General features: G+C 69.2%; 28 protein-coding genes. 5 read left to right on the top strand and 23 right to left on the bottom strand.

Annotated features, from left to right (window positions below):
• The first annotated feature begins 54 nt into the window (after window positions 1-54).
• Window positions 55-537, top strand: coding sequence for a hypothetical protein (locus WD026_RS10115; protein WP_425723540.1), 483 nt, complete (start codon window positions 55-57; stop codon window positions 535-537).
• 30 nt (window positions 538-567) lie between these two features.
• On the opposite strand, the gene WD026_RS10110 is transcribed toward WD026_RS10115, so the two are convergent.
• The 8 genes from WD026_RS10110 to WD026_RS10075 form a co-directional block, all read right to left on the bottom strand.
• A complete protein-coding gene (locus tag WD026_RS10110) occupies window positions 568-2,832 on the bottom strand; it encodes an ATP-binding protein (protein ID WP_425723539.1) in 2,265 nt (754 codons plus the stop codon).
• Window positions 2,829-3,302, bottom strand: coding sequence for a hypothetical protein (locus WD026_RS10105; protein ID WP_425723538.1), 474 nt, complete (start codon window positions 3,300-3,302; stop codon window positions 2,829-2,831). The genes WD026_RS10110 and WD026_RS10105 overlap by 4 nt, the downstream gene beginning before the upstream one ends.
• A 96-nt stretch (window positions 3,303-3,398) precedes the next feature.
• Window positions 3,399-4,505 (bottom strand): protein-glutamate methylesterase/protein-glutamine glutaminase, encoded by a 1,107-nt coding sequence (locus WD026_RS10100; protein ID WP_425723537.1) that lies wholly within the window; start codon window positions 4,503-4,505, stop codon window positions 3,399-3,401.
• Window positions 4,506-4,517: 12 nt separating this feature from the next.
• Window positions 4,518-5,180, bottom strand: a complete 663-nt coding sequence (gene cheD / locus WD026_RS10095; RefSeq protein WP_425723536.1) for a chemoreceptor glutamine deamidase CheD — start codon at window positions 5,178-5,180, stop codon at window positions 4,518-4,520.
• Window positions 5,167-6,051 carry a CheR family methyltransferase gene (locus WD026_RS10090; RefSeq protein WP_425723535.1) on the bottom strand — a complete coding sequence of 295 codons (885 nt, stop codon included), beginning with the start codon at window positions 6,049-6,051 and terminating at the stop codon, window positions 5,167-5,169. The genes cheD and WD026_RS10090 overlap by 14 nt, the downstream gene beginning before the upstream one ends.
• Before the next feature lie 52 nt (window positions 6,052-6,103).
• Window positions 6,104-8,296 (bottom strand): chemotaxis protein CheW, encoded by a 2,193-nt coding sequence (locus WD026_RS10085; RefSeq protein WP_425723534.1) that lies wholly within the window; start codon window positions 8,294-8,296, stop codon window positions 6,104-6,106.
• 21 nt (window positions 8,297-8,317) lie between these two features.
• Window positions 8,318-8,680, bottom strand: coding sequence for a response regulator (locus WD026_RS10080; RefSeq protein ID WP_425723533.1), 363 nt, complete (start codon window positions 8,678-8,680; stop codon window positions 8,318-8,320).
• Window positions 8,681-8,740: 60 nt separating this feature from the next.
• Window positions 8,741-9,142: a hypothetical protein gene (locus WD026_RS10075; RefSeq protein WP_425723532.1), complete on the bottom strand. Its 402-nt coding sequence runs from the start codon at window positions 9,140-9,142 to the stop codon at window positions 8,741-8,743.
• Window positions 9,143-9,284: 142 nt separating this feature from the next.
• Between WD026_RS10075 and WD026_RS10070 the strand changes: the two genes are divergently transcribed.
• From WD026_RS10070 to WD026_RS10060, 3 genes are all read left to right on the top strand, one after another.
• Entirely contained in the window at window positions 9,285-10,391 is a 1,107-nt protein-coding gene (locus WD026_RS10070) for an ATP-binding protein (protein ID WP_425723531.1), read from the top strand.
• On the top strand, window positions 10,388-11,017 hold the full coding sequence (locus WD026_RS10065) for a response regulator (RefSeq protein ID WP_425723530.1): 630 nt from the start codon (window positions 10,388-10,390) through the stop codon (window positions 11,015-11,017). The genes WD026_RS10070 and WD026_RS10065 overlap by 4 nt, the downstream gene beginning before the upstream one ends.
• A gap of 129 nt (window positions 11,018-11,146) precedes the next feature.
• Window positions 11,147-13,120 carry a ShET2/EspL2 family type III secretion system effector toxin gene (locus WD026_RS10060; protein WP_425723529.1) on the top strand — a complete coding sequence of 658 codons (1,974 nt, stop codon included), beginning with the start codon at window positions 11,147-11,149 and terminating at the stop codon, window positions 13,118-13,120.
• Here the strand turns inward: WD026_RS10060 and fliR are convergent.
• From fliR to fliF, 13 genes are all read right to left on the bottom strand, one after another.
• Window positions 13,107-13,874, bottom strand: coding sequence for a flagellar biosynthetic protein FliR (gene fliR / locus WD026_RS10055; RefSeq protein WP_425723528.1), 768 nt, complete (start codon window positions 13,872-13,874; stop codon window positions 13,107-13,109). The genes WD026_RS10060 and fliR overlap by 14 nt on opposite strands.
• Before the next feature lie 4 nt (window positions 13,875-13,878).
• The gene (fliQ, locus tag WD026_RS10050) at window positions 13,879-14,148 is read right to left on the bottom strand and encodes a flagellar biosynthesis protein FliQ (RefSeq protein ID WP_425723527.1); all 270 of its coding nucleotides are present in this window, start codon (window positions 14,146-14,148) and stop codon (window positions 13,879-13,881) included.
• A 19-nt stretch (window positions 14,149-14,167) separates the two neighbouring features.
• Complete coding sequence (fliP, locus tag WD026_RS10045) at window positions 14,168-14,953, bottom strand: flagellar type III secretion system pore protein FliP (protein WP_425723526.1); 786 nt, start codon at window positions 14,951-14,953, stop codon at window positions 14,168-14,170.
• On the bottom strand, window positions 14,940-15,329 hold the full coding sequence (locus WD026_RS10040) for a FliO/MopB family protein (RefSeq protein ID WP_425723525.1): 390 nt from the start codon (window positions 15,327-15,329) through the stop codon (window positions 14,940-14,942). Before WD026_RS10040 ends, fliP begins: the two co-directional genes overlap by 14 nt.
• On the bottom strand, window positions 15,326-15,751 hold the full coding sequence (gene fliN, locus WD026_RS10035) for a flagellar motor switch protein FliN (RefSeq protein ID WP_086118867.1): 426 nt from the start codon (window positions 15,749-15,751) through the stop codon (window positions 15,326-15,328). Before fliN ends, WD026_RS10040 begins: the two co-directional genes overlap by 4 nt.
• Window positions 15,741-16,745, bottom strand: coding sequence for a flagellar motor switch protein FliM (gene fliM, locus WD026_RS10030; RefSeq protein WP_425723524.1), 1,005 nt, complete (start codon window positions 16,743-16,745; stop codon window positions 15,741-15,743). The genes fliN and fliM overlap by 11 nt, the downstream gene beginning before the upstream one ends.
• Window positions 16,746-16,772: 27 nt before the next feature.
• A complete protein-coding gene (locus WD026_RS10025) occupies window positions 16,773-17,357 on the bottom strand; it encodes a flagellar basal body-associated FliL family protein (protein WP_425723523.1) in 585 nt (194 codons plus the stop codon).
• Between the two features lie 153 nt (window positions 17,358-17,510).
• Window positions 17,511-18,869 (bottom strand): flagellar hook-length control protein FliK, encoded by a 1,359-nt coding sequence (locus tag WD026_RS10020; RefSeq protein ID WP_425723522.1) that lies wholly within the window; start codon window positions 18,867-18,869, stop codon window positions 17,511-17,513.
• Window positions 18,866-19,339 (bottom strand): flagellar export protein FliJ, encoded by a 474-nt coding sequence (gene fliJ / locus WD026_RS10015; RefSeq protein WP_425723521.1) that lies wholly within the window; start codon window positions 19,337-19,339, stop codon window positions 18,866-18,868. The genes WD026_RS10020 and fliJ overlap by 4 nt, the downstream gene beginning before the upstream one ends.
• A complete protein-coding gene (gene fliI / locus WD026_RS10010) occupies window positions 19,336-20,748 on the bottom strand; it encodes a flagellar protein export ATPase FliI (RefSeq protein WP_425723748.1) in 1,413 nt (470 codons plus the stop codon). The genes fliJ and fliI overlap by 4 nt, the downstream gene beginning before the upstream one ends.
• A gap of 46 nt (window positions 20,749-20,794) precedes the next feature.
• The gene (locus WD026_RS10005; RefSeq protein WP_425723520.1) at window positions 20,795-21,526 is read right to left on the bottom strand and encodes a FliH/SctL family protein; all 732 of its coding nucleotides are present in this window, start codon (window positions 21,524-21,526) and stop codon (window positions 20,795-20,797) included.
• Window positions 21,510-22,505 (bottom strand): flagellar motor switch protein FliG, encoded by a 996-nt coding sequence (gene fliG, locus WD026_RS10000; protein ID WP_425723519.1) that lies wholly within the window; start codon window positions 22,503-22,505, stop codon window positions 21,510-21,512. Before fliG ends, WD026_RS10005 begins: the two co-directional genes overlap by 17 nt.
• An 18-nt stretch (window positions 22,506-22,523) precedes the next feature.
• Window positions 22,524-24,215: a flagellar basal-body MS-ring/collar protein FliF gene (fliF, locus tag WD026_RS09995; protein ID WP_425723518.1), complete on the bottom strand. Its 1,692-nt coding sequence runs from the start codon at window positions 24,213-24,215 to the stop codon at window positions 22,524-22,526.
• A gap of 181 nt (window positions 24,216-24,396) precedes the next feature.
• On the opposite strand from fliF, the gene fliE reads away from it, so the two are divergent.
• On the top strand, window positions 24,397-24,726 hold the full coding sequence (fliE, locus tag WD026_RS09990) for a flagellar hook-basal body complex protein FliE (protein WP_425723517.1): 330 nt from the start codon (window positions 24,397-24,399) through the stop codon (window positions 24,724-24,726).
• 20 nt (window positions 24,727-24,746) lie between these two features.
• Here the strand turns inward: fliE and WD026_RS09985 are convergent, their stop codons facing one another.
• Both WD026_RS09985 and fliS read right to left on the bottom strand, forming a co-directional pair.
• The gene (locus WD026_RS09985; RefSeq protein ID WP_425723516.1) at window positions 24,747-25,049 is read right to left on the bottom strand and encodes a flagellar protein FliT; all 303 of its coding nucleotides are present in this window, start codon (window positions 25,047-25,049) and stop codon (window positions 24,747-24,749) included.
• A 2-nt stretch (window positions 25,050-25,051) separates the two neighbouring features.
• Window positions 25,052-25,462: a flagellar export chaperone FliS gene (fliS, locus tag WD026_RS09980; protein WP_425723515.1), complete on the bottom strand. Its 411-nt coding sequence runs from the start codon at window positions 25,460-25,462 to the stop codon at window positions 25,052-25,054.
• Window positions 25,463-25,604: the final 142 nt, after the last annotated feature.

Below are 25,604 nucleotides of genomic sequence, written 5' to 3'. Positions count from 1 at the left end.
AAGGGTCAGACAGCCGGGAAAGCCTCCTGGCTGCGGTCGATGGGGGACCTCACCATGATCCAGATTTCAACCACCGCGCCGGCCAGCTGGCCGGGTGCGAACACGCCGCTGACCGGCCCGGCCCGGCCGGTGGCGGTGGTCACGCCCGTGGCGCCCGTGGGTCCGGTGGCGTCGGCCCGTGCCGACGAGGAAGCCCGGCGCCGCGTGCCGGGCGATGCCGGCACCGACGCGGCAGCCTCTCCACCCGATGGTAGCGTGGCCACCACCTTGGCCGACACCCAGGCCAAGGCCGAACAGCAGAAGGCGGACCAGGAAGCCCTGGAGGCGCGGGAGCAGGCCGACCGCGAGGCCATCGAACGCCTGCGGCAGGCCCTGGTGGATGCCTGGGACGCCAGCGCCGCCGTGGTGGAGCAGGCCCTGGCCGAGAAGGACCCGACGGCATCCGGTGGCGGCTCCCGTGCGGCCGCCCTGTACGACGCTGCTGCCCTCGATCCGGCGGCCGGCCAGACCGGCCAGATCATCAGCCGGCGGGTCTGACACCCGCCCGGGGCCGATCGGTCGGTCTCTTCAGTCGACCTGTTGCACCGGCTCCAGCCGGTCGATGGCCTCGCGGGTGCGACGCACATCCTCCTGCAGCTGGGGCTTGAGCGCCACCGCATCGGCCGCCAGACCGTCCTGGGCCAGGCGCTCCATCCAGGCGGCGGTGGCCACGATGGCCCGGAAACCCATGAGCATGGACGTGCCCTTGAGCTTGTGCGCCTGGTAGGCGATCTCGGCGGCTTCGCCCTGGTCGAGCGCCGCCATCAGCACCGGCACGGTGCCGACGGGGGGATCGAAGAGGGTGCCCAGCAGCTCGTCCAGCGTGTCGGCCGGCATCATGGAGCGGATCTCGGCGTAGGAATCGCGGTCGAACAGTTCTTCCGGCAGCTGGTCCATGCGCAGCAGGATGGATTCCTCTGGCGAGGGGCCGGGGGCCGGCGCCGGTTCCGCCGTCTCGCTGGCCGGGTCGATCAGGCCGCAGCGGATCAGGGCGCGGCGCAGGTCGGAGGCCTGCAGCGGTTTGGTGGTGAACTCGTTGACGCCCGCTTCCTGGGCCTTGCGCCGGGTGTCGTTGACCACGTCGGCCGTGACCAGAATGATCTTCACGTCCCGGTTGGGGCCGTCGGAGGCGCGCACCGCCTGGGTGGTGGCCAGGCCGTCGAGCACCGGCATGTGGTAGTCCAGCAGCACCACGTCAAAGGGCTCGCGCTGCAGCAGCTGCAGGGCTTCCTGGCCGTTCTCGCAGAACACGGCGTCGTGGCCCATCTGCTCCAGCAGGATGTGGATGTACTTGAGGTTGATCGGGTGGTCCTCGGCCACCAGCACCCGCAGGCGGCGCGATGTCAGCACGCTGGTGCGGCTGTCGACCGCGTCGGTGGGCGCCTGCGTGGCCGGCAGGTCCAGGGTCACGGTGAAGGTGGAGCCTTCGCCGGGCGTGCTCGTCACCTCGATGTCGCCCCCCATCAGGCGCGCCAGGTTACGCGAGATCTCCAGCCCCAGCCCGGTGCCCCCGATGCGCCGGCGCAGCGAGTTGTCAGCCTGGTAGAAGCGGGTGAACAGCTGCGCCAGGGTTTCGCTGTCCATGCCCACGCCGGTGTCGCGCACACGGATGCGCACGATGCCGGGCCGCTGGGGCAGGGCGTCGATCTGCACATCGATCACACCCTGGGGTGTGAACTTGATGGCGTTGTTGATCAGGTTGAACAGGATCTGGCGCACCCGGGTGGCGTCGGCCATGACCCAGGTCGGCACCGACGCATCGGTCTCGATGCGCAGTTCCAGGTTCTTCTCGCGCGCCGCCACCTGCATCAGGGCTTCCACGTCGTGCAGCATGGACGACACCTCGACCGGGGCCGGCGCCAGGCGCAGGGTGCCGGTCTCCATGGACGACACGTCCAGGATGTCGTTGATCACCCCCAGCAGGTGCTGGGCGGAGTCGCGCGCGGTTTCCACATAGTCGCGCTGCCGGTTGTCCAGGGCGCTTTCCTCCAGCAGGTTGAGCATGCCCAGCACGCCCTGGAAGGGGGTGCGGATCTCGTGGCTCATGTTGGCCAGGAACACGCTCTTGGCCTGGTTGGCGGCCTCGGCCTGGTCGCGCGCGACCATGAGTTCGCGGCCCAGCTGGCGCAGGTGGTTGTTCTGGGCCTGCTTGCGGCGCACCTCGCGCAGCAGCAGACCCAGGAAGATCAGCAGCAGGGCCGTCTGGGCGGCCGCCAGGCCGATCACCAGCAGGCTCTGCTGGTGCAGCAGCTGGTTGCGTTCGTCGAACAGCCGGGCGGTGGCCCGGTTGGCCTCGCGGGTGAGCTCGCCGAACCTGGGTGCAAGCTGTTCCACCTCCAGCGTCAGGGCCTGCCGGGTGGCCTTGTCGCGCATCAGGGCGTCCGGGTCGGCGAACAGCGGGTCGGCCCGCTGCACGAAGGCCTGGGCCTTGCCGATGCTCTCCTCGTAGGCGGTGGTGCCTTCCAGCAGATCGCGCCGCGGCAGATCGGTGAGCAGGCCGATGCGGCTGACGAACACCTCGTAGCGCTCCTGCAGCTCTCCAGCCACATTGGGCGGGCTGGGCTCGTCCAGGGAGGCATGGAGGGCGTAGCCCAGGCGGCCGAACTCGCGTTCGAGCTGGTACGCCTGCCACATCAGCGCATCCACCTGGTTGCGGTTGGCCGACTCCATGAGCCGGAACTGCTTCCACTGGATCCAGGTCAGCGGCGTGAGCGTGATCAGGAGAACGGCGCCGATGGCCAGCAGCCACTGGCCGGTGCGCCACTGGCCCAGCCCGGTGGGCTCGCTGTTCATTGAATCTCCATGGCCTTGAGCTGCCAGATCGAGCGTTCGTAGTAGGTGGAGGAGCGCAGCTCGGCGGCGCTGTCGAAGGGGTAGACGATGAACAGCGGGCCCTTGTCACGCACCGAGATCGGCTTGTCGTCGATCAGGCGGGCCATGACCACCTTGAACTTGCGGGTGTCATCGGCCGGGATGGTGATCTTGTAGTCGTTGATGGCCACGGCGCTGATGGTGGCGCCGCTGGCCTGCACCGCGTCCAGCACGTCCGACAGCAGCGGGCCGGTGAACTTGACCGGTCGGTCGTACCAGGGGGTGCGGGTGGTGAAGCTGTGCTGGGGCAGGGCCTCGATCATGGCCATGTCGAAGGCCGCCGTCTCGCCCCGGTTCTTCACGCCGATCTTGCCGCCGACCGTGAGGACTGCTCGCCCTTTGGGCTCCGGCAGGGCTTTGGTCTGGGCCATCACCGGCAGGACGGCAGACATCAGGCAGAGGGTGACGCAACGGCGAAGCATGTCCATGGCAAGAACCTTCGGAAAACCCGGCAATGGGGATGAACGGTGAATGTAACGCTTTGGGGCTCAGATGCGGTGGCGCACACCGGCGGGCGCGCTGGCCAGGCGGTTGAGCACCGCCGGCGCGATCTGGGTCAGGGGCAGGACCTCGTGGGCAGCGCCGTGCTGGATGGCCATGCGCGGCATGCCGAACACCACGCAGGACGCTTCGTCCTGCACATAGTTGTAGCTGCCGGCGTCCTTCATCTCGCGCATGGCCACGGCGCCGTCGCCGCCCATGCCGGTGAGCATGATGCCGATGGCGTTGGGCCCGAGCACGCGGGCGGCGGAGCGGAACAGCACCTCCACCGAGGGGCGGTGGCGGTTCACCGGTTCGGTGTCTTCCACCACGGCCACATAGTTGGAGCCGCTGCGGTCGATGCGCAGGTGCCGGCCGCCCGGGGCGATGTACGCATGCCCGGGCAGGATGCGCTGGCCGTCACGGGCTTCCTGCACCCGGATCTTGCACAGGGTGTCGAGCCGGTTGGCAAAGCTGGTGGTGAATCCGGCGGGCATGTGCTGGGTGATGACGATGGCGGGAGCGTCGGCGGGCATGGGAGTGAGCACCTCCCGGATGGCCTCGGTGCCGCCGGTGGATGCGCCGATGCAGATGATCTTCTCGGTGGACAGCCGAGGCAATGGGGCACGGGGCGGTTCGGCCGGTGCCGAGGCCGCCGGCGTGGCGTTCGGCACGCGGCTGTTGCCCGCAGGCGTCGGTGCCAGGCGGCGCACATGGGCGGCGGCAGCCACCCGGATCTTGTCGACGATGTCCCCGGCCAGTTCCTGCAGCCCGGCCGACACGCCGATGCGGGGCTTGGCCACGAAGTCCACGGCACCCATCTCGAGGGCCCGCAGCGTGATCTCGGCGCCCTGCTCGGTGAGGGTGGAGACCATCACCACCGGCATGGGCCGCAGCCGCATCAGGCGCGAGAGGAACTCCAGCCCGTCCATGCGGGGCATCTCCACGTCCAGGGTGATGACGTCGGGGTTGGTCTCGCGGATCATCTCGCGCGCCACCAGCGGGTCGGCGGCGGCGCCGACACAGGTCATGTCGGGCTGGCGGTTGATGATCTCGGTGAGCAGGCTGCGAACCAGCGCCGAATCGTCCACCACCACGACGCGGATCTTGGCCATGGGATATCTCCGTCAGAAAAGGTCGATCGAGCCGCCGGCCGTGGTCGTGGCGACCACCGCAGCGTTGCCCTTGCGTTCCTGGGTCTCCAGGGTTTCCGGGTGCGAATGGGCCAGGCGCTTGACCATGGCCTTGCCGGTGGACGGGAAGAACACCACCTTGCGCGGGTGGATGTCCAGCACGTCCTTGGACACCACGGCGATGCGCTCGGTCTGCAGGTAGTCCAGCACGAACTTGGTGTTGCGCTCGCCCACGTTCATGGTGGTGAAGGTGTGCATCACCTGACCGCCGCCGAACACCTTGGCCTGCATCGACTCGCGCCGGGCACCGAGCTTCATCATCTCGTTGATCAGCAGTTCCATCGCGTACGAGCCGTAGCGGCCGCCGGAGTCGGCGCCGCCCTCGGGCAGCATGAAGTGGTTCATGCCGCCGACCCGGGCATAGGGGTCGTAGATGCAGGCGGCGATGCACGAGCCCAGCACCGTCATGATGACGATGTCGTCGCCGGTCACGTAGTACTCGCCCGGCAGCACCTTGACCGCGTCCTGCTTGAAGTGGTGGTCGCGGTAGAAGAAGCTGGCCTCGCCCGGCTTGGGCCGACGGGCCTTCAGGGCGTCCAGCCGCGAGCGGTCGACCGCCGCGGGCCGCTTGATCAGGCCGGCATCAGATGCGCTCATAGACGGTCTTTCCGCGCAGCACGAACAGGTTGCGTGCGTCGCTGAAGTTCTCGGCATGGCCCACGAACAGCATGCCGCCGGGCTTCATCACCCGGTGGATGCGTTCCAGCACGGCGCGCTGGGTGGGCGCATCGAAATAGATCATGACGTTGCGGCAGAACACCACGTCGAAGGCATCGCGCAGCGGCAGTTCCTGGATCAGGTTGACGGTCTGGAAGCGCAGGTGCTTCTGCAGCTCGGGCTTGACCCGCATCAGGCCGGCGTTGGCGCCCTTGCCGCGCAGGAAGAAGCGCTGCAGCCGCTCGGGCGACAGGCCCTTGGCATCGGCCTTGTAGACGCCGCGCTGGGCGGTCTGCAGCACCTTGGTGTCGATGTCGCTGTTGAGGATGTCGTAGTGCCCGCTGGTGCCCAGCACCTCGGCGCAGGTCATGGCAATCGAATAGGGCTCCTCGCCGGTGGAGGCGGCCGAACACCAGATCTTCCAGTCGTGGGTGCGGCGCTCGGCCAGCAGCTTCGAGAGGATGTCGAAATGGTGCGACTCGCGGAAGAACGCGGTGAGGTTGGTGGTCAGCGCGTTCACGAACTCCTGCCACTCCGGCCCGTCGTGGTTCTCCAGCCAGTCCAGGTAGCTCTTGAAGCTGCCGTGGCCGGTCTCGCGCAGCCGGCGCGACACCCGGCTGTAGACCATGGCGTGCTTGCCGTCGTGCAGGCTGATGCCGGCGTGGCGGTAGATCAGCGCCTTGATGCGGGTGAAGTCGCTGTCCGACCAGACGAACTCGCGGCCCTCGGCCAGCGGACCGTCGGCACTGGCCGGCACGCGGGGTGCGGGCGTCGCCGCCGGGCGCCGGGGGGAAGTGGACTGCAGCAGCATCGGAGACTTTCAAAGTCCGGGGCACGGCCCCGGTGATGACGGATCGACAGGCTCAGTGGCGCGAACGGCGGACCAGTCCCGAGGTGTCCAGGATCAGGGCCACCTTGCCGTCGCCCAGGATGGTGGCGCCCGACACATTGGGCACCTTGCGGTAGTTGGATTCGAGGTTCTTGATGACCACCTGCTGCTGGCCCAGCAGCTCGTCGACCATCAGCGCCACGCGGGAGCCGTCGGCTTCCACCACCACCATGATCGGGCTGTTGCCGTTGTGCTCGAAGCGCGGCACGTGGAACACCTGCTCCAGCTCGATCACCGGCATGTATTCCTCGCGCACCTTCACCACGCGGGCGCCCTGCGCCACGGTGTTGATGTCGGCGGGCTTGATCTGGAACGACTCGATCACGCTGGCCAGCGGCAGGATGTAGACCTCCTCGCTCACCCGCACCGACATGCCGTCCATGATGGCCAGGGTCAGCGGCAGGCGCACCGAGACACGCATGCCATAGCCTTCGGCGGAGTCGATCTCCACCGTGCCGCCCAGGGCGGTGATGTTCTTCTTGACCACGTCCATGCCCACGCCACGGCCCGACACGTCGGTGACCTCGGCGGCGGTGGAGAAGCCGGGTGCAAAGATCAGGCCCCAGACCTCGGCGTCGGACATGGAGTCCGGCGCATCGATGCCCTTCTCGCGGGCCTTGGTCAGCAGCTTCTCGCGCGACAGGCCCCGGCCGTCGTCGCGCACCTCGATGAGGATGCTGCCGCCCTGGTGGGTGGCCGACAGGGTGATGGTGCCGGTCTCGTTCTTGCCCTTGGCGCGGCGGTCGGCCGGCAGTTCGATGCCGTGATCGCAGCTGTTGCGGATCAGGTGGGTCAGCGGGTCGGTGATCTTCTCGACCAGACCCTTGTCCAGCTCGGTGGCTTCACCGTGGGTGACCAGTTCCACCTTCTTGCCCAGCTTGCTGGCCAGGTCGCGCAGCATGCGCGGGAAGCGGTTGAACACGACCGACATGGGAATCATGCGGATCGACATCACCGCTTCCTGCAGGTCGCGGGTGTTGCGGTCCAGGTCGGCCAGGCCGGCCAGCAGCGCCTGGTTCACGCTGGGCTCCAGGTCGCGGCTTTTCTGGGCCAGCATGGCCTGGGTGATGACGAGTTCGCCCACCAGGTTGATGAGCTGGTCGACCTTGCTCACCGACACCCGCAGGGTGGTCGATTCCAGGCCGGCGGCGGCTCCGGCACGCTGGTCGGGTTTGACGGGGGCTGCCGCCGAACCGCCTGCTGGCGGTGCGGACTCGGCGGCCTTGGGTGCGCTCGCGGCCGCGGGTGCGGCGGCCGCCGGCGCACTGGGCACATCGGCATGGGCCGGCACGCCGGGCGCGCCCTCGAAGAAGCCGAAGTCGGCCGGTGCGGCCGCCACGGGGGCGCCACCGGCGGCCTCGATGCGGATCTGCTCCTTGCCCACATGGAAGGTGAACAGGTCCAGCAGATCGCCGTCGCTGGCGCTGGTGCGCACATGGAAGCAGCGGTGGGTGCCGCCCTGGGTGGATTCGCGTTCGATCTGGCCCAGGCCGGGAATGTCGCGGAACAGTTCGGCAATGCCGTCGGCCTGGGACAGGCTGGTCAGCGGGCCGATGTGGATGTCGAGCTGGCGCTCGCCCTGCGGGGGACGGGCGGCCGGCATGCCGGAGGGCGTGGCTGCAGCGGGAGCCACCGGCGCGGTCAGGGCCGGGTCGGTGACCAGTTCGGCCACGGCCTGCACCACCGGCGCAGCGGGCACCAGCGCGGGAGCGGCAGACACCGGCTCGGCCGCCGGGGCCTGTGCACCGCCGTTGGCCAGCGCATAGATGCGGGCCACCAGCTCGTGGTTGGACGGGCCTTCGCCGCCGCCGGTCTGGTGGCGGCCCAGCAGGCCGCGCAGCGCATCCGACGACTCCAGCAGCACGTCCACCATGGCGGCGGTGGGCTGCAGCTCGTGGCGGCGCAGCTTGTCCAGCAGCGACTCCATCTGGTGGGTGAGTTCGGCCACGTCGGCAAAGCCGAAGGTGGCCGCACCGCCCTTGATCGAGTGCGCGCAGCGGAAGATGGCGTTGAGCTCTTCGTCGTCGGCGGCGTTCACGTCCACCGCCAGCAGCATCTGCTCCATCTGGTCCAGGTTCTCGCCAGCTTCTTCAAAGAAGATGGCATAGAACTGGGTCAGGTCGAAATCGTTGCCGAGGTTCTGGCCCTCGTTCATCAGTTCACCCATGGCTTGCTCCTGGACCGCCGTTCAGCGGATGACCTTTTCGATCACTTCGATCAGCCGGGCCGGGTCGAAGGGCTTGACCAGCCAGCCCGTGGCACCGGCGTTGCGACCGGCCTGTTTCATCAGGTCGCTGGACTCGGTGGTCAGGATAAGGATGGGCGTGGTCTTGAAGCGCGGGTGTTCGCGCAGCTTGCGGGTCAGCGTCAGGCCGTCCAGCCCGGGCATGTTCTGGTCGGTCAGCACCAGATCGATGGTGTGGTTCTGCGCCTTCTCGTAGGCGTCCTGTCCGTCCACCGCTTCCACCACGTGGTAGCCCGCGCCGGTCAGGGTGAAAGACACCATTTTTCGCATGGAGGCCGAATCGTCTACGGCAAGAATGGATCGCATGAGGGGCTCCGTGTTTCGTCTGTTATCGACTGCTGGGGCGGTGGCTTGAATGGGCCGGCCTCAGAAAAGCTCGATGGATCCGGCATCCATCTCGTTCTGGGTGACCGGGCTGGGCCGGCCGGGCATGGGGTCGAGCTTGAGGGGCACTTCGTCCTCCTCGGCGTCGATCACCTCGGCGCCCAGCCGCCAGGCACAGCTCTTGAGCACCTGGCCGGTGTGCACCAGCAACTGGGTGGCCATGTCGTGGAACTGCAGCTCGGTCACGGCCTGGTTGAGGTTCTGGCGGATGCGCATGAGCTCGGCGGTCTGGGGCGCTTCCAGCGTGCCCAGGGCGGCATCGGCCCGGTTGAATCGGTCCAGCAGGTTGGCGGTGGCGTGATCGAGCAGGCCTTCCAGGCGCTGCAGGTCGGTCATCACCATCAGCAAGGCGTCCTGTACGTCGGCCACCAGAGCGACCGGCATCGATACGGACGGCGGCGGGGGCATCGTCGGTTGGGGGTCCATGGTCGTCGGGTGGTTCGAAAGGGTGGGGTATTACAATTTTCAACAGCCTCGAAACCCCTTATCGGCTGAAAACGGGCCGAATTCAGAGCCTTTTCCACCCGTGACCACCGACACCCCCCCGGTCCGCATCCTTCACCTCGAGGATTCCCGCGTCGACCACGCGCTGGTGAAGTTCGCGCTGCAGCGCAGCAAGCTGCCCACCGAACTGGTGCTGGTGGACGCCATGGACGATTTCCGGCGCGAGCTCACCCAGGGCCATTTCGACGTGGTGCTGGCCGACTACCACCTGCCCGGCTTCACCGGGCTGGACGCCTGGGAAGTGGCCCGCGAACTGCGCCCGGACCTGCCCTTCGTCATCCTCTCGGGCGCCATCGGCGAGGCCGCTGCGGTGGAGGCCATGCACAAGGGCGTGAGCGACTACCTGCTCAAGGACAGCATGCACCGGCTCTCGCACGTCATCGAGCGGGCGCTGGAGATGTCGCAGACCCGCCGTGCCAAGGCCCGGGCCGACGCCGAGCTGGCCGAGTCGCGCCGGCGCATCGCCGAGCTGGCCGAGCACCTGCAGACCAGCATCGAGCAGGAGCGCGCCGGCATCGCCCGCGAGATCCATGACGACATCGGCGGCGCGCTGGCCGCGGTCAAGCTGGACCTGGCCTGGGTCGGCCGCCGTGCCACCGACCCGGACATGCAGGCCCATGTGTCGGCCGCCCTGGAGATGCTGCAGCATGCCCTGGACGCCAGCCAGCGCATCATGCTCAACCTGCGCCCGCCCATCCTGGACCAGGGCCTGGTGGCCGCGGTGCAGTGGCTGGCCAGCGGTTTCGAGCGCCGCACCGGCATCCGGGTGGTGCTGCGCAAGTCGGCCGAGACCATCGATGTGCCGCGCCACCTGCAGCTGGTGGCCTACCGCACGGCGCAGGAAGCGCTCACCAACGTCATCAAGCATGCCCAGGCCAGCTCGGTCGACATCGACCTCAGCGACCGCGAGGGCGTGCTCACCGTGGAGGTCAGCGACAACGGATGCGGCCTGCAGGGCGATGCCCTGCGCAAGGCCAAGTCCTTCGGCCTGCTCGGTCTGCGCGAGCGCGCAGCCCAGGTGGGTGGCTGGCTCGACATCAGCTCGTCATCGGGCGGCACCTCGGTCATCCTGTCGGTGCCGCTGCCGTCGGCCACCGACATGGCCGATGCAGAACAGGGAACAGCATGATCAAGGTGATTCTGTGTGACGACCACGCCGTGGTGCGGCGGGGCATCCGCGACACCATCGCCGAGGCGGTGGACATCCAGGTGGTGGGCGAGGCCGGCAGCTACCCCGAGCTGCGTGAACTGATGCGCAAGTCGCCCTGCGATGTGCTGGTGCTCGACCTCAACATGCCCGGGCGGGGCGGGCTGGAAGTGCTGGCGGCCCTGAAGGAAGAGGGCTCGTCGGTGAAGACGCTGGTGGTCTCCATGTACCCCGAAGACCAGTACGCCATCCGCTGCCTGCGGGCCGGCGCCCGCGGTTACCTCAACAAGGCCGGCGACCCGGCCGAGCTGGTGCAGGCCATCCGGGTGGTGATGCAGGGCCGCAAGTACGTCACCCCGGCGGTGGCCGAGATGCTGGTGGACACCCTCAACGCGCCCGAGACCGAAGAGCTGCATGCCAGCCTGTCCGAGCGCGAGCTGCAGACCCTGCAGAAGATCGCCTCGGGCCGCAAGCTCTCCGACATCGCCGAAGAGCTCATGCTCAGCCCCAAGACGGTCAGCGTCTACCGGGCCCGGGTGCTGGAAAAGCTGCACCTGACCAACAACGCCGAACTCACGGTCTACGCCATCCGCAACGGACTGGTCTGATGCCCTGCCGGGCACCGTTCGTGCCCGGTCACCTTCCATCCGGCGCCCGCCCCGGTCAACGGCGGGCCGGCGGTGAACCCGCAGCAGCGCCATGCCACCCATCGGCACCCCAGGCTTCTGCTGCGTGCCATGACCACCACCCGCCATCCCCGTTCCGGATACGTCGGTACCGTGCCCACCGCAGCCCAGCGGCTGGAGATCCTGCTGGAGGCGGTGCGCAGCCATCCCTTCCGCGACCGCCAGGCGCGCCAGCTCTGGCAGCAGTGCCTGGACCGGCTGCTGCAGCCGCAGCCGGTGCTGGACCTCGCCGACCACCCGGTGGGGCTGGTCATGCTGCTGCAGCCGGCCTGGCTGCGGCTGCATGCGGCCCTGGCCACCGAGCAGGGCATGGCGGTGCACGCGGTGCGGCTGGCCCGGCTGCGCCGGCTGCCGGCCTGGCTGACCGCCCTGCCGCGCCTGCAGCGCCTGGAGCTGCCGGACTGCCAGGCCAGCGCGCTGGACCTGCGCCCGCTGCCCGCGCTGCGGCAGGTGTGCCTGCCGGGTGAACACCGGCTGCGCCGCATCGATCTGCCGGCACGCGCATCGTCCTGGATCGAGCCGGGGCCGTTCGATCTGGACATCCATGTGCACGGTCCGGCCGTCTCCACCTGCCGGCGGCTGCCCGCCCGCGCGGCCGTGCCGCAGACGGTGCGCGTGCATCCCGACCCGGGGCCCGGGGTGGACGAGCGCCTCAACCTCAACCAGCGGGTGCGCACACCGGGCGGACGGCCGCTGGCCTGCGGGGATCTGGTCTGCATCTGGCTGCGCGAGCGGATCGAACACCAGGCCCGGGTGCGCCGTGGCGAGGCATCGCCCGAGGCGTTCGATTACCGCGCCATGGCCAGCCCCGATGCGCTGCTGGAGCGGGCCGACGCCGCCCTGGCCCTCAAGGCCCTGCTGCGGCACGGGTCGCGCCCGGTGCATCTGGTGGCGGACTCGCGCAGCGGCGAATGGCTGCGGGTGCGCATGGACCGCATGGCGGCCCAGGGCCGCACCAGCAGCCACTACTGGCTGGGCTCGCTGCACCACGCCATGGCACTCGAGCTGGCCATCGAGACCGATGCCCATGCCCAGGGCGGGCCGGCCGTGCCGCGCTGGGTGGTGCGCCTGTACGACCCGGACCACACCACGGTGCACCTGGAGTGGTGGGCGCACGACCGCAACGAGCTGCGCCACCTCAGGCTGGGCGCACTGCAGCTGGGCGTGTGGCCCGGGCCGCGCGCCCATGCGCCCGGCGTGGCCGACCCGCTGTGGCGCCTGTACCCCGTGAGTCCCCGGCTGGCCTTCGGGCCCGCCGGACAGCCCTGCCTGGACCCGGCCCCTGGCACCGGTGCCGACGATGTGCCCGAGGACTGGATGCCCGGCGACAGCCTGCTCGCGCCCGCGTGCATCGGCCAGCTGTTCAAGGCCGGGCGGCACGAGCGCTGGCGCGCGGCGCTGCTGCGCCAGCATGCCCGCCGGGGCGATCTGGCCCTCACGCTGGCGTTCCTGGAGGCGCGTGACCGCCAGGGCCATTCGCTGCTCATGCGATCGCCCATGCCGGCCCCAGCCCTGAAGGCCTACCTGGGTGCCCTGCAGGACCTGGGCCTGCAGGGGCTGCCGCTGGCACTGACCCTGGCGCGGGCCTTCGGTCCCGAGGGCGACCGGCCGGAACAGGCGCTGCACCGGCTGCTGACCGGCCAGCCCGGCCGCCTGCCGCTGTTCATGCAGGCCCTGCGCCGGCTGCCGCTGAGCCCGGCCGAACTGGTGATGGTGCTGCGCCCGCCGCTGTCCACGACCCAGGGAGCCGGCATGCCCCTGCACGACGTGCTGGCCGAGGGCCGCAGCGCCGCGCTCTCGGCCTGGATGCTGGGGCTGCGGGGCCTGCTGGACGATGGCCGTCTGGGCCTGGGTGAGGTGGTCGAGGTGCTGCAGACGCACCGGCGCATCGGCAACGACGCGGTGTGTGGTCTGGACCTGGCCCGCCAGCGCGGTCACGACGACGTGCTGGCGGTGTGGGCCGCCGGCCTGCGCACCCTGGGGCTGCGCGAGCGCGACAGCACGGCCGCGTTCAGCCGCCCATGAACAGGTCGGTGGCCAGCTTGAGCAGCCCGGCCACCGGCGTGCCCAGCATGGGCAGGGTGAAGGCGATGCCCACCAGGCCGGCCGAGAGCGTGAGCGGAAAGCCGATGGCAAACGCATTCATCTGCGGCGCCACGCGCGAGATGAAGCCCAGCACCGTGTTGATGAACATCAGCATGCCGATCATGGGCAGGGCGATCCACAGCCCGTAGCGGAACACCACCGCGCCCAGCTCGTGCAGCTGCAGGCGGTTGACCGACTCGATCGCGCTGCCCCCCAGCGGGAAGGTCTCGTAGCTGGCGATCACCGCCTGCAGCAGCATCAGGTGGCCGCCCATCACCACGAACAGCAGCATGGTGATGTTGCCGAAGAAGCGGCCCACGGCGCTGGACTGCGAGCTGGTGGCGGGATCGAAGAAGCCGGCAAAGTTCAGGCCCATCTGCAGGCCGATGAGTTCGCCCGCGAGCTCGACCGAGGCGAACACGATGCGCACCGCCAGACCGATGGCCAGCCCCACCACCACCTGCTGCACCACGGCGCCGAAGGCACCCGGGTCGGTCAGGCCGATGACGGGCTGCTCGGGCAGGCCGGCCTGGGCGCACAGCGCCACCAGCATGGCCAGGGCCACCCGGGTGCGCACCGGCACCGACCGCGCCGAGAAGACAGGCGCACTGGAGAACACCGCCAGGATGCGCAGGAACGGCCAGAACACCGGGCTGACCACGGCCATGATCTGCGCTTCGGTGAACGTGGGCACGGCGTCAGATCGCGTAGTTGGGGATGGACAGGATGGTGTTGCGGATGAACTCCACCAGCGTGGTCATCATCCACGGCCCGGCAATGGCGAACACCGCAATGGCCGCGATCAGCTTGGGCACGAAGGACAGCGTGGCTTCGTGGATCTGGGTGATGGCCTGGAACAGGCTGATCACCAGACCCACCGCCAGCACCACCGCCAGCACCGGGGCGGCCACCAGGAGCAGCAGGAAGAGGGCGTTCTGGCCCAGGGTGAGTGCGGCTTGCGGATCCATGGTGTTCCGTTCGGTGGGGTCAGGTGGCGAAGGAGGCCGCCAGGGAGCCCAGCAGCAGGTTCCAGCCATCGGCCAGCACGAACAGCATGAGCTTGAAGGGCAGGGCCACCAGCACCGGCGACAGCATCATCATGCCCAGCGACATCAGCACGCTGGCCACCACCAGGTCGATGACCAGGAAGGGGATGAAGATCATGAAGCCGATCTGGAAGGCGGTCTTCAGTTCGCTGGTGACGAAGGCCGGCACCAGCACCCGGAACGGCGCGTTGGCGGCGGTCACCTCCGGCGGCAGCTTGGCCAGCCGGGCAAAGAGTTCGAAGTCGGACTGGCGGGTCTGCTTGAGCATGAACTCGCGCATGGGGGCCTGACCGCGCTCCAGAGCCACCTCGAAGCTGATCTCGTTGCGGGAATACGGGCCGTAGGCGTCGGCATACACCTTGTCCAGGGTGGGCCCCATCACGAACAGCGTGAGGAACAGCGACAGGCCCACGATCACCTGGTTGGGCGGCGAGGCCTGGGTGCCCAGGGCCTGGCGCAGCAGCGACAGCACGATGACGATGCGGGTGAAGCCGGTCATCAGCAGCAGCACCGCCGGCAGGAAGGACAGCGCGGTGAAGAACAGCAGCGTCTGGATCGGCACCGAGAAGCTGGTGCCGCCACCCTGGCCGACCATCAGCGGCAGCGAGGGGCCTTGCGGCGTGGCCACCGGGGCCTGTGCCCAGGCGCCCAGGCTCAGCAGCATGAGGGCCAGCAGCAGCGCCAGGGTGCGCACACCGGCGCGGGAGATGATGTCACTGCGGGCCATGGGCATCCTTGCGGGCCGTGAGCTGTGCCAGCCGGGCAGCGAAGCCGCCGGGTGCGGTGGCGCCGGCATCGGCCTGCGGCGCCGGTGCGGCCGGCATGGGCAGGCTGTGCAGCGGGGTGATGCTGCCGGCGGCCACGCCCAGCACCAGGCAGGTGCGGGTCTGGCCATCGTCCACCTGCACCGTGATCACACGCTGCTGCGGACCCAGCGGCAGGCTGGTCAGCAGCTGCAGCGAAGGGCCTTTGGCGGCACCGCCGGCCGGCACGCCCGGCAGACCGGGGATGCGGCCACGGGCCCACTTCAGGGCCAGTGCGATGCCGACCATCACGGCCAGCAGCAGCACGGCGGGCAGGGCGTTCTGCAGCATCGGGTTCATGTGCGGCTGACGCGGCGCATGCGCTCGGACGGGGTCACGATGTCGGTCAGGCGGATGCCGAACTTGTCGTTCACCACCACCACCTCGCCCTGGGCAATCAGGTAGCCGTTGACCAGCACGTCCATGGGTTCGCCGGCCAGGGCGTCGAGCTCGACGATGGAGCCCTGGGCCAGCTGCAGGATGTACTTGATGGGCACCCGGGTGCGGCCCAGTTCCACCGACAGCTGCACCGGGATGTCGAGCACCCGCTGGATGTCGGACATGGCGTTGCCGGCGGTGCTGGCCGCGGCGGCTTCGGCCGTGATGGCCGGGTGGCTGTCGAAAGCCGGTGCGCCGTCGGCCGACGGGGTGGCCGCCTGCTCTTCCAGGGCCTGCGCCCATTCGTCCGCAATGGCGTCTTGGTTGGTGGTGTCAGTTGACATAGGAATCTCCCAGCCAGTTCATGTCGATGCCGCGCAGGTTGCGTTCCACGCGCAGCGCATATTTGCCTTTGTGGGTGCCGTACTGGCACTCGAAGATGGGAACCCCGTCCACGTGGGCGGTGATGGAGGGGCTGCGGTCGAGCTCGATGAAGTCGCCGACCTGCATGGCCAGCAGCTGTTCCACCGTGGCCTCGGTCTGGGCCAGCTCGGCCACCATGGTCACTTCGGCAGCCTGGATCTCGTGGCTCAGCAGCTTGACCCAGCGGCGGTCCACCTCGATGGCGTCGCCCTGCACGCTGGAATACAGCACGTCGCGGATGGGTTCGAGCGTGGCGTAGGGAATGCAGATGTGCAGCGAGCCGGTGATGTCGCCGATCTCCAGCGTGAAGCTGGTGGACACCACGATCTCGCTCGGGGTGGCGATGGTGGCGAACTGGGGCTGCATCTCCGAGCGCTGGTAGGCCAGCTCGATGGGGTACACGCCGCGCCAGGCCTTCTTGTATTCCTCGCTCACCACCTCCACCAGGCGGTTGATCACGCGCTGCTCGGTGGGCGAGAAGTCGCGGCCCTCGATGCGGGTGTGGAACTTGCCGTTGCCGCCGAACAGGCTGTCGATCACGCCGAACAGCAGCGTGGGTTCGCACACCACCAGGCCGTTGCCGCGCAGCGGGCGGATGGCCATGATGTTGAAGTTGGTCGGCACCACCAGCTCGCGCAGGAAGGCGCTGTACTTCTGCACCTGCACCGCACCGACCGAGATCTCCGGGCTGCGGCGGATGAAGTTGAACAGCCCCAGGCGCAGGTTGCGCGAGAAGCGCTCGTTGACGATCTCCATCGTCGGCATGCGACCGCGGACGATGCGTTCCTGGCTGGAGAGGTTGTAGGTGCGCACGCCGTCGGTGGGCGTGTCTTCCTTCTCCAGCTTCTGGCTCTCGCCGGTCACGCCTTCGAGCAGCGCGTCGACTTCTTCCTGGGAGAGAAACGATTCGGACATGGGGGTCCCCGGTGTTTCTGGTGTGCCTTACTGGACGATGAAGCTGGAGAACAGCACGGCCTGCACCGGGCTGGGCTCGGCCTTCTTGCGCTTCTTCTTCGGCTTGGCGTCGGCGTCGGGGTCTTCGGCCTCGGGCACCGGATAGCCCATGGTCTCGCTGACGGCCGCAATGATGTCGGCCGAGAGTTTTTCCTTGCCGTGCACCTGCAGCACCTCGTCGGCGGTGCGCTGCGAGAGCAGCAGCAGGATCTGGCTGCGGATGCTGGGCATGAAGGCCTTGACGGCCTCGCCGGTGGCGGCGTCCTGCAGCTGCAGCGTCAGGCCCACCTGGATGAAGCGGTTGCCACCGGCATCCGCCAGGTTCACCACCATGTTGTCCAGCGGCAGGAAGGTGGGGGCGTGCTTGGGGTCGACCTTGTGCACCTTGGCCGGTGCGTCTTCTTCCTCGTCGGCGCCTTCGGCGGCGGCTGCGTTCTTCTTCATGATGTAGAACGCACCACCCGCACCGGCCAGGCCCAGCACGAGCACGCCGATGATGATGAACAGCAGCTTCTTGCTCTTTTTCTTGGGCGCTTCGGGGGCGTCGGAGGCGGAGGCGGCAGCGGCAGACATGGTGTTTCTCGCTCAGGTCGGTGGGGCCCGCAGGGGGTGGGGCATGAAAGGCATTGTGGGTGCCCCCCCCATCGACCGGTCGCCGGATAAACCGGGGAAAAACGCCTCAATCCGCCGCCATGCCGGTGCCCTGCCCGGGCACCGGCGGGGTGTTCAGGCGAACACGTCCAGCGGGCGGTTGCCGTCGGTTTTCGGCTGCAGCGGCTGCAGCACCGGGCCGGCAGCGGCCTCGGTGCGGCCCGATCGGCCGGCCCGTTCGATGCCGGCAGCGCGTTCGGCGAGGGTGCCCGATCCGGCGTGCTGGCCGTGCTGGCCCTGCGCTCCCACCGACACGCCACCCAGCTCCACGCCGCTGCGGCCCAGCAGCTCGCCCAGCACCTGGGGCGCCTGTTCGCGCAGCAGTTCGCGGGTCTGGGCGTCGTCGGTGGCAAAACCCACCTGCACTTCCTGGCCCTGCATCTGCAGGCGGATGTCGATGGCGTCCTCGCCTTCGCCGCCCACCCGCAGGCTGGCATGGCGCACATGGCCGGCGCCCCAGTGGGTGACTTCGGTGTCGTCGGCGGCCGCGGCCCAAGGCTGCTGGGTGCTGTCGTCGCGCGGGGTGTCGCTGCCGCTGGCGCTGCTGCCCTGGCCGGCATCACCGCCCAGGCTGCCGTCGCCGGTGGTGGCGCCGCCGGCACCGGCCGTGCCGATGCTGCCGCTGCCTTCAGCCGAAGCGTTCACCGCGCCGCTGCGCAGGCCCAGGGCCTCGCCGGGGCGAAGGTCATCGTCGGCGCCGGCTTCGCGCCGTGCCACCGCACCCCAGCTCGGGGCAGGCGTGCCGGCAAAACGCTCGTCCAGCGCCACCGTGGGGCGCGAGCTGGCCAGGGCCTGGGCGGCCGTGTCGCTGGCGCCACCGGCACGCACCCAGCTCAGGCCCGGGGCCTGCTCGGTGCCACGGCCGGGCTGGCCGGTGGCGCCGCTGGCACCCATATGGCCGGCCTGTGCGGCGAAGCTGGCGGCGCCCGGTGCAGGGCGTGCCTTGTCGTGGTTCAGGCTGCGCTCCACCCGGGCTTCCAGACCGCGCTCGCGGGCGGCGCCGGGCTCCAGCGGCTGCAGCAGTGCGCGGGCTTCGGCGGTGAGCGGGGTGGCGCCGTCGATCTTGCCGGGCGGGGTCAGGGTCGGTGCGGGGCCTGCACGGTCGGTGGCGTCGGTGCCGGCGCCACCTGCGGTGGACGTGGCGGCCTTCATGCCAGCGGGCATCCAGCCGGGCAGGGTGGCCAGCAGGCCGGCCAGCGGGTTGTCCTGGGGGGCATCGGTGCGCTCCGCATCGGCGCTGTCGGCGAGGGGCGCGGCGCTGTCGTCGGCCGGCAGGGTGGTGCTGGCCAGCAGCGAGAGCAGGCTGGAGAACAGGTCGCCCCCGGTCTCGGCGCCCTGGCGCGGTCTGGTCCCCTGGTGGCCGTTCTGCGCCTGCTGGGCCGGTGCGGTGGTGTGGCTGGCCGGGCTGCCGCCGGCGGCTGAGGTCTGGCTCATGGGCGTGCTCCTGCGGCCTGGGCCAGGGCCACCTGCTGGCGCAGGTAGACATTGAGGGCCATCTCGTCGTTGGCTTTCTGTTCCTGGCGCTGGGCCTGCTTCTGCAGCGCCTCGATCTGCTTCTCGGTGAAGCGGCGCAGGCCGGCGAGTTCGCGTTCGGCGGTCTGCAGGTCGGCCAGGGCCTGGTCGATGCGGGCCTGCTTGTCGGCCAGCACACCGGTCTGGAATTCGATGGCGTGGTGGATCTTCTGCATGAACTGGCGGTGGTGCAGCAGCAGCGTCACGTCGACACCCTGGCTGCCGCGCTGCGCCCATCGGGCCTGCGCTTCCACCACATAGCCCTGCAGCTGGTCCATCTGTTCCTGGGCCATCTGCAGGTCGCGCACCTGGCGGGCGTGTTCGGACAGCGCCTCGTCACGGCGCTGTTCGGCCAGTTCCACCACCTTGGTCAGTGTCTGTATGCGGCTCATGCGGTCCTGCCTTCAGGGTTGTTGGTGCGTGCGTTGGTTCGGGCGGGCGGCATCAGGGCCTGCTGCAGGCCCTGCAGGCTGTCGTTGAGCGTGGCGGCCTCATGCATGCCCTGCTGCAGGAAGCGCTGCAGCGCGGGGTACAGCGCGATCGCCTGGTCGGTCTCGGGGTCGGAGCCCGGCACATAGGCGCCGAGCTGGATCAGGTCGCGCGTCTTCTGGTAGCGCGAGTAGGCGCTGCGGAAGCGGCGCGCGGCCTCCAGGTGGGTGCGGCTGGCCACGTTGTGCATCACGCGCGAGGCCGATGCCTCCACGTCGATGGCCGGGTAGTGGCCCGATTCGGCCAGCGCCCGCGACAGCACGATGTGGCCGTCCAGGATGGCGCGGGCGGCATCGGCAATCGGGTCCTGTTGGTCGTCGCCTTCGGACAGCACGGTGTAGAAGGCGGTGATCGAGCCCACGCCGTTCAGGCCGTTGCCGCTGCGCTCCACCAGCTGGGGCAGGCGGGCAAAGCAGCTCGGCGGGTAACCCTTGGTGGCCGGCGGTTCGCCGATGGCCAGGGCGATCTCGCGCTGGGCCATGGCATAGCGGGTGAGCGAATCCATGAGCAGCAGCACATGCAGGCCGTCGTCGCGGAAGCGTTCGGCGATGGCGGTGGCGTAGGCCGCGCCCTGCATGCGCACCAGCGGCGGGGCGTCGGCGGGTGCGGCCACCACGACCGAGCGGGCCCGGCCGTCATCGCCCAGGATGTCCTCGATGAATTCCTTCACCTCGCGGCCACGTTCGCCGATGAGGCCCACCACGATCACGTCGGCCTTGGTGTAGCGGGCCATCATGCCCAGCAGCACCGACTTGCCCACGCCCGATCCGGCAAACAGGCCGATGCGCTGGCCCCGGCCCACGGTCAGCAGGGCGTTGATGGCGCGCACGCCGGTGTCCAGCGGTTCGCGCACCGGGTCGCGGTCCATGGCGTTCAGCGGTGCCCGGTCCATGGGCGCGATGTCCACATCGACGATGGGGCCCTGGTGGTCCAGCGGGTGGCCGTGGGCGTCCACCACACGGCCCAGCAGGCCACGGCCCATGGGCAGCTGCAGGGCGCCCCGGTCGTCGGGCGACGGCGGGCGGTTCTCCTGGCCCAGGCGCGGCACGGCGCGGTAAGGCGGCAGCGGAGTGACGGTGGCGCCGCTGGAGAGGCCGTGCACATCACCGGCCGGCATGAGGTAGGCGCGGTCGTTGGAGAAGCCCACCACCTCGGCCAGCACCGGCGTCTTCTGGCCGTTGCCGATCAGGCACTGCGAGCCCACCGGCACCTTCAGGCCCACCGCTTCGAGCACCAGACCCGCCAGGCGCGTCAGGGTGCCGCTGACCTCCAGCGAGGTCGGCACCGTGGCATGGGCCCGCAGGTCTTCCATGTAGCGGTCCCACTGGTTGGGGCCGTCCAGGTCGGGCAGGATGGAATCAGACATCGGCGTTCTCCGGGTCCCAGGGCACGTTCATGCCCAGGTTGCCCACGGCGCGGGCCCAGCGTTTCTCCACCGTGGCGTCCACCGAGGTGGCGGCGGTCTCCACCACGCAGCCACCGGGGCTGATGGTGGGGTCGGCCACCAGCTCGGGCACCGGGCTGGCCAGGGTCTCGCGCAGTGCGCCGCCCATGGCCTGCAGGTCGGCCGGGTTCAGGCGCACGGTGGCGGGCAGGCCGTCGATGACGAGTTCGCGCAGGGCTTCGTCGATCACCGGCTTGAGGGCTTCGTGGTCGGCACGCAGTTCGCGGCGCACCACCTGGCGGGCCAGGTCGCAGGCCAGCTCCAGGATGTGCTGCGAGATCTGCTGCTCGCTGCGGATCAGGCTGTTGCGGGTGCTCTGCAGCAGCTGCGCCAGGCGCACGCCGGCTTCTTCGGCCTGGTGGCGCAGCGGGGCCTCCAGGGCATCGCGCACTTCCTGGCTGCCGGCGTCATGGCCATGGGCGAAGCCCTCGGCATAGGCCTGCTGACGGATCTCGTGCAGGACCTCGTCGCTCAGGGTCGGGCCGCTGTCAGCGGCCGCAGCCGGCTGGCTGCCGTCCACCGCATCGAACTGCCAGGCGGCCACGCCGTCGATTTCCTCGCGCGGGATGAAGCGCGAGTGCACGCTGCCGGCCGGCTTGGCGGCCTGCGCCTCCATGGCGGCAATGCGTTCAGACAAAGGCTTCATCTTCGCCTCCGCCGATCATGATCTGGCCTTCGTCGGACAGGCGACGCACGACCTTGAGGATGTCCTTCTGCTGGGCTTCCACCTCCGACAGCCGCACCGGACCGCGCGACTCCAGGTCCTCGCGCAGGGCCTCGGCGGCGCGGCTGGACATGTTGCCCAGCACCAGTTCGCGCAGCTCGGTGCTGGCGCCCTTGAGGGCCACCACCAGCTGGTCGGTGGCCACTTCCTTGAGCACCAGCTGCACCGACTTGCCGTCGAGCTTGAGCAGGTCCTCGAAGGTGAACATCTTGTCCATGATCTTCTGTGCCAGGTCCGGGTCGAAGCCCCGGATCGACTCGATCACCGAGCCTTCGATCTGGGTGCCCATCATGTTGATGATCTCGGCCGCGGTCTTCACGCCGCCCATGCTGGTCTTGCGGATCTTGTCGCCGCCGGCCAGCACCTTGTAGAGCACCTCGTTGAGGTCCTTCAGCGCAGTGGGCTGGATGCCTTCGAGCGTGGCGATGCGCAGCATCACCTCGTTGCGGGTGCGTTCGGAGAAGTTCTTCAGCACGCCGGCGGTCTGGTCGGCTTCCAGGTGCACCAGGATGGCGGCCACGATCTGCGGGTGCTCGTTGCGCAGCAGTTCGGCAATGGACAGCGGGTCCATCCACTTCAGGCTCTCGATGCCCGACACGTCGCCGCCCTGCAGGATGCGGTCGATCAGCAGCGAGGCCTTGTCGTCGCCGAGTGCGCGCTTGAGCACCGAGCGCACATAGTTGTCGGTGTCGCTCACCAGCAGGCTCTGCGACGAGGCCTCGCTGGCAAAGCGCTGCATCACCTGGTCCACCCGATCGTGCGAGACGGCGCGGGTCTTGGCGATGGTCTCGCCCAGCTTCTGCACTTCCTTCGGACTGAGGTGCTTGAACACCTCGGCCGCTTCCTCTTCGCCCAGCGACATGAGGAAGATGGCTGCGTCCTGGATTCCCTGGTCTTCCATGTGTTGGTCCTCTGCGCGTCAGGCCGGCGCTTCGCCGTTGACCCAGCCCTTGACGATGTTGGCCACCGCCGCCGGGTTCTCCAGCGCCAGCCGCTTGGCATCGGCCAGGCGCTGCTGTTCGGCCGTGACTTCGGCGGCGGCCGGGCCGGGCAGGCCCGGGCGCTCCGGCGTGTCGTTGAGCACCGCATTGAGCGGCTGCGCTTCCAGCGGGGTCAGGCGCGGCGCGGGGTTCTTCATCTGCTTGAGCACCGGGCGCACCAGGCCCAGCAGCACCAGCAGGCCCACGGCCACCATGCCCACCGGCCAGGCCAGGCTGCGGGCCAGGTCGATCATCTCGGGCTGCTTCCACAGCGGCAGGTCTTCGGCTTCCGGCGTCTTGACCGCATTGAAGGCGGCATTCACCAGGTTCACCGAATCACCGCGCTCCTTGCTGAAGCCGATGGTCTCGCGCACCAGGGCGGTCATCTGCTCCAGCTGTTCGGGCGGGATGGGCTGGGTCACGGTCTTGCCCTGCGGGTTGACCGAGGTGCGGTGGTTCACCACCACGGCAGCACTCAGGCGGCGCACCGTGCCGGTGGCCTCGCGCACCACCTTCACCGTCTTGTCCACCTCGTAGTTCACGGTGGATTCGCGGCGCATGGAGCCCTTGTCGGCGCTGGCAGCGCCCTGCGGGTTCACGCCCACCGGAGCGGCCGCGCCATTGATGGGGGCCGAGCTGGGGGCCGGCGGCTGGTTGCTCACCGCACCCGGCACGCCCGAGGGCTGGGCCGAGGCGCCACTGCCGTCTTCCACCAGCTGCTGGCTGCGCACCGCGCTGGGGGCGCCGCCCTGGTTGGGGGCGTGCTGCTCGGAGGTGGATTCCACCAGCGAGAAGTCCACGTCGGCCGTCACCTGGGCCTTCACGTTGCCGGCGCCCACCAGGGGTTCGAGCATGTCCAGGATGCGGCGGGTGTGCAGCTGTTCGATCTGGGTCACGTACTGCAGCTTCTGCACGTCGGCGCCCTGGGCCTGGCCGGCGGCATCCGGCGGGGCCGACAGCAGGTTGCCGGCGTCGTCCACGATGCTCACCGCCTTGGGGTTCATCTCGGGCACGCTGCTGGCCACCAGGTGCACGATGCCGGCCACCTGGGCGCGGTCCAGCGTGCGGCCGGGGTGCAGCGTGAGCAGCACCGAGGCGCTGGCCTTCTGCTGTTCGCGGAAGAAACCGTTCTGGTTGGGCAGGGCCAGGTGCACCCGGGCGTTCTGCACCGACGAGAGCGACTGGATGGAGCGGGTGAGTTCGCCTTCCAGGCCGCGCTGGAAGGTCAGGCGCTCCTGGAACTGGGTCATGCCGAAGCGGTTGCTCTCCATCAGCTCGAAACCGGTGACCGAGCCCTTGGGCAGGCCTTGCGAGGCCAGGCGCAGGCGGGTGTCGTGCACCTTGTCGGCCGGCACCATGATGGCGCCGCCGCCCTCGGCGTGGCGGTAGGGCACGTTCATCTGCGAGAGCTGGGCGACGATGGCGCCGCCGTCCTTGTCGCCGAGGTTGCTGTAGAGGACCTTCCAGTCCGGCTGGCGGCCCATGAAGAAGGCGGCCAGGGCCAGGGCCAGCAGGGCCAGGGCGCCCAGGCCGAGCTTGATCTTCTGGCTGTTGTCCATGCGGGACAGGCCTTCCCCCAGCGGGCTGCGGCGCGCGGGCTGTATGTCCAGTTCGGCAACGGTGGTGCTCATGGCGGGGTCGGTGCTCGGTGGGTATCGGGTCGGGGAGACATTCCCCGTTGCGACCGAGTATGGAGTTCCACCCCCTGCGCCATAGCGGCGAAAAGCCCGGGCTTTGGCCCCTTATTCCGGCCACGCGCCACAGGCCGTTTCCCTAGAGTCGGGGCATTCCCCTTTGCGGAAGGAACATGCCATGGACGTCCGACTCTCGCCCCTCTCCAGCCAGACCCTGGGCGGTCTGAAATCGCTTTCTGCCGGCAAGTCAGCCGGTGCAGGTGGCCTGGGTGCCACCGGTGCCGGTGGCGGCGTGGCGGAGAGCTTCAAGAGCGCGCTGCGCGAGGTCAGCAAGGCCCAGAACGAGGCATCGAGCCTGCAGACCCGGGTTCAGATGGGCGACCCCAAGGTCAGCCTCGAAGAAACCATGCTGGCCATGCAGAAGGCCCAGATCGGTTTCCAGGCCACGCTGCATGTGCGCAACCGCATGGTGCAGGCCTACACCGACATCATGAACATGAGCGTCTGAGCCGGCCATGCGCGGGTGCCTCAGTGCATCGGCGCCGGGCTGCTCTTGTGGAAGAGCTGGGCCAGGTCCTGCAGCCAGGGCTCGGCCAGGTGCCGGATCTCGGCATCGGTGCGCAGGATGCGCTGCATGATCTGCGCCTTTTCCTTGCGCTCCTGCGGGGCCAGCTGCAGGCTGCGCGAGCGGTAGCGCAGCTGTTCGATCAGCACCGCACAGGCGCCTTCCAGGCGCACCACCTGATCCCAGTTTTCCTGTTGGGCCGCTTCCAGCATCTCGCGGCTGGTGCGTTCGATGGCCTTGTAGTAGTCCAGCAGTCCGTGTTCCATGCTCAGACTCCCTTGGCCACCTGACCGCGGATGTCCTTCCAGGACTGGGCCAGGGGTTCGATGAGGGCCACCACCTCGGCCACCGCAGCGTCGTCGTTGCGCAGGTTGGCTTCGGTCAGGCGCTTGACGCAGTAGTCGTAGAGGGCACGCAGGTTCTGCGCCAGCTCGCCGCCTTCGGCGGGGTTCAGGCCGGCCTTCAGGCCTTCTTCCAGGATGCGCACTGCCTTGATCAGGGCGCCGCCCTTGGCGGCCACGTCCTGGCGGGCCATGGCGCCACGCGCCAGGTGCAGGTTCTGCAGCAGGCCGTCGTACAGCATGCCCACCAGCTGGTGCGGGTCGGCCGACTGCACGCCGGTGTCGACGGCAACGCGCTTGTAGGCGGAGGCGGATCGGGTGCTGACTGGGGTGTACATGGCGTCGGTTCCTTGTGCTTGATGATTCATGTATCGGCCGTCTGCGGGCGGACTGTAGGGTGCTGACGCCCCGGAAACAGCCGGTTTCACACCCCTTATCGAACACTGTTCAGGCCGGCTTCAGACACAAAAAAACGGCAGT

Source organism: Hydrogenophaga sp. R2 (genome assembly GCF_049843595.1).
Classification (GTDB): Bacteria; Pseudomonadota; Gammaproteobacteria; order Burkholderiales; family Burkholderiaceae_C; genus Hydrogenophaga.
The sequence above is the reverse complement of the archived record's forward strand: the minus strand, read 5'-3'. Positions and strand labels throughout refer to the sequence as shown.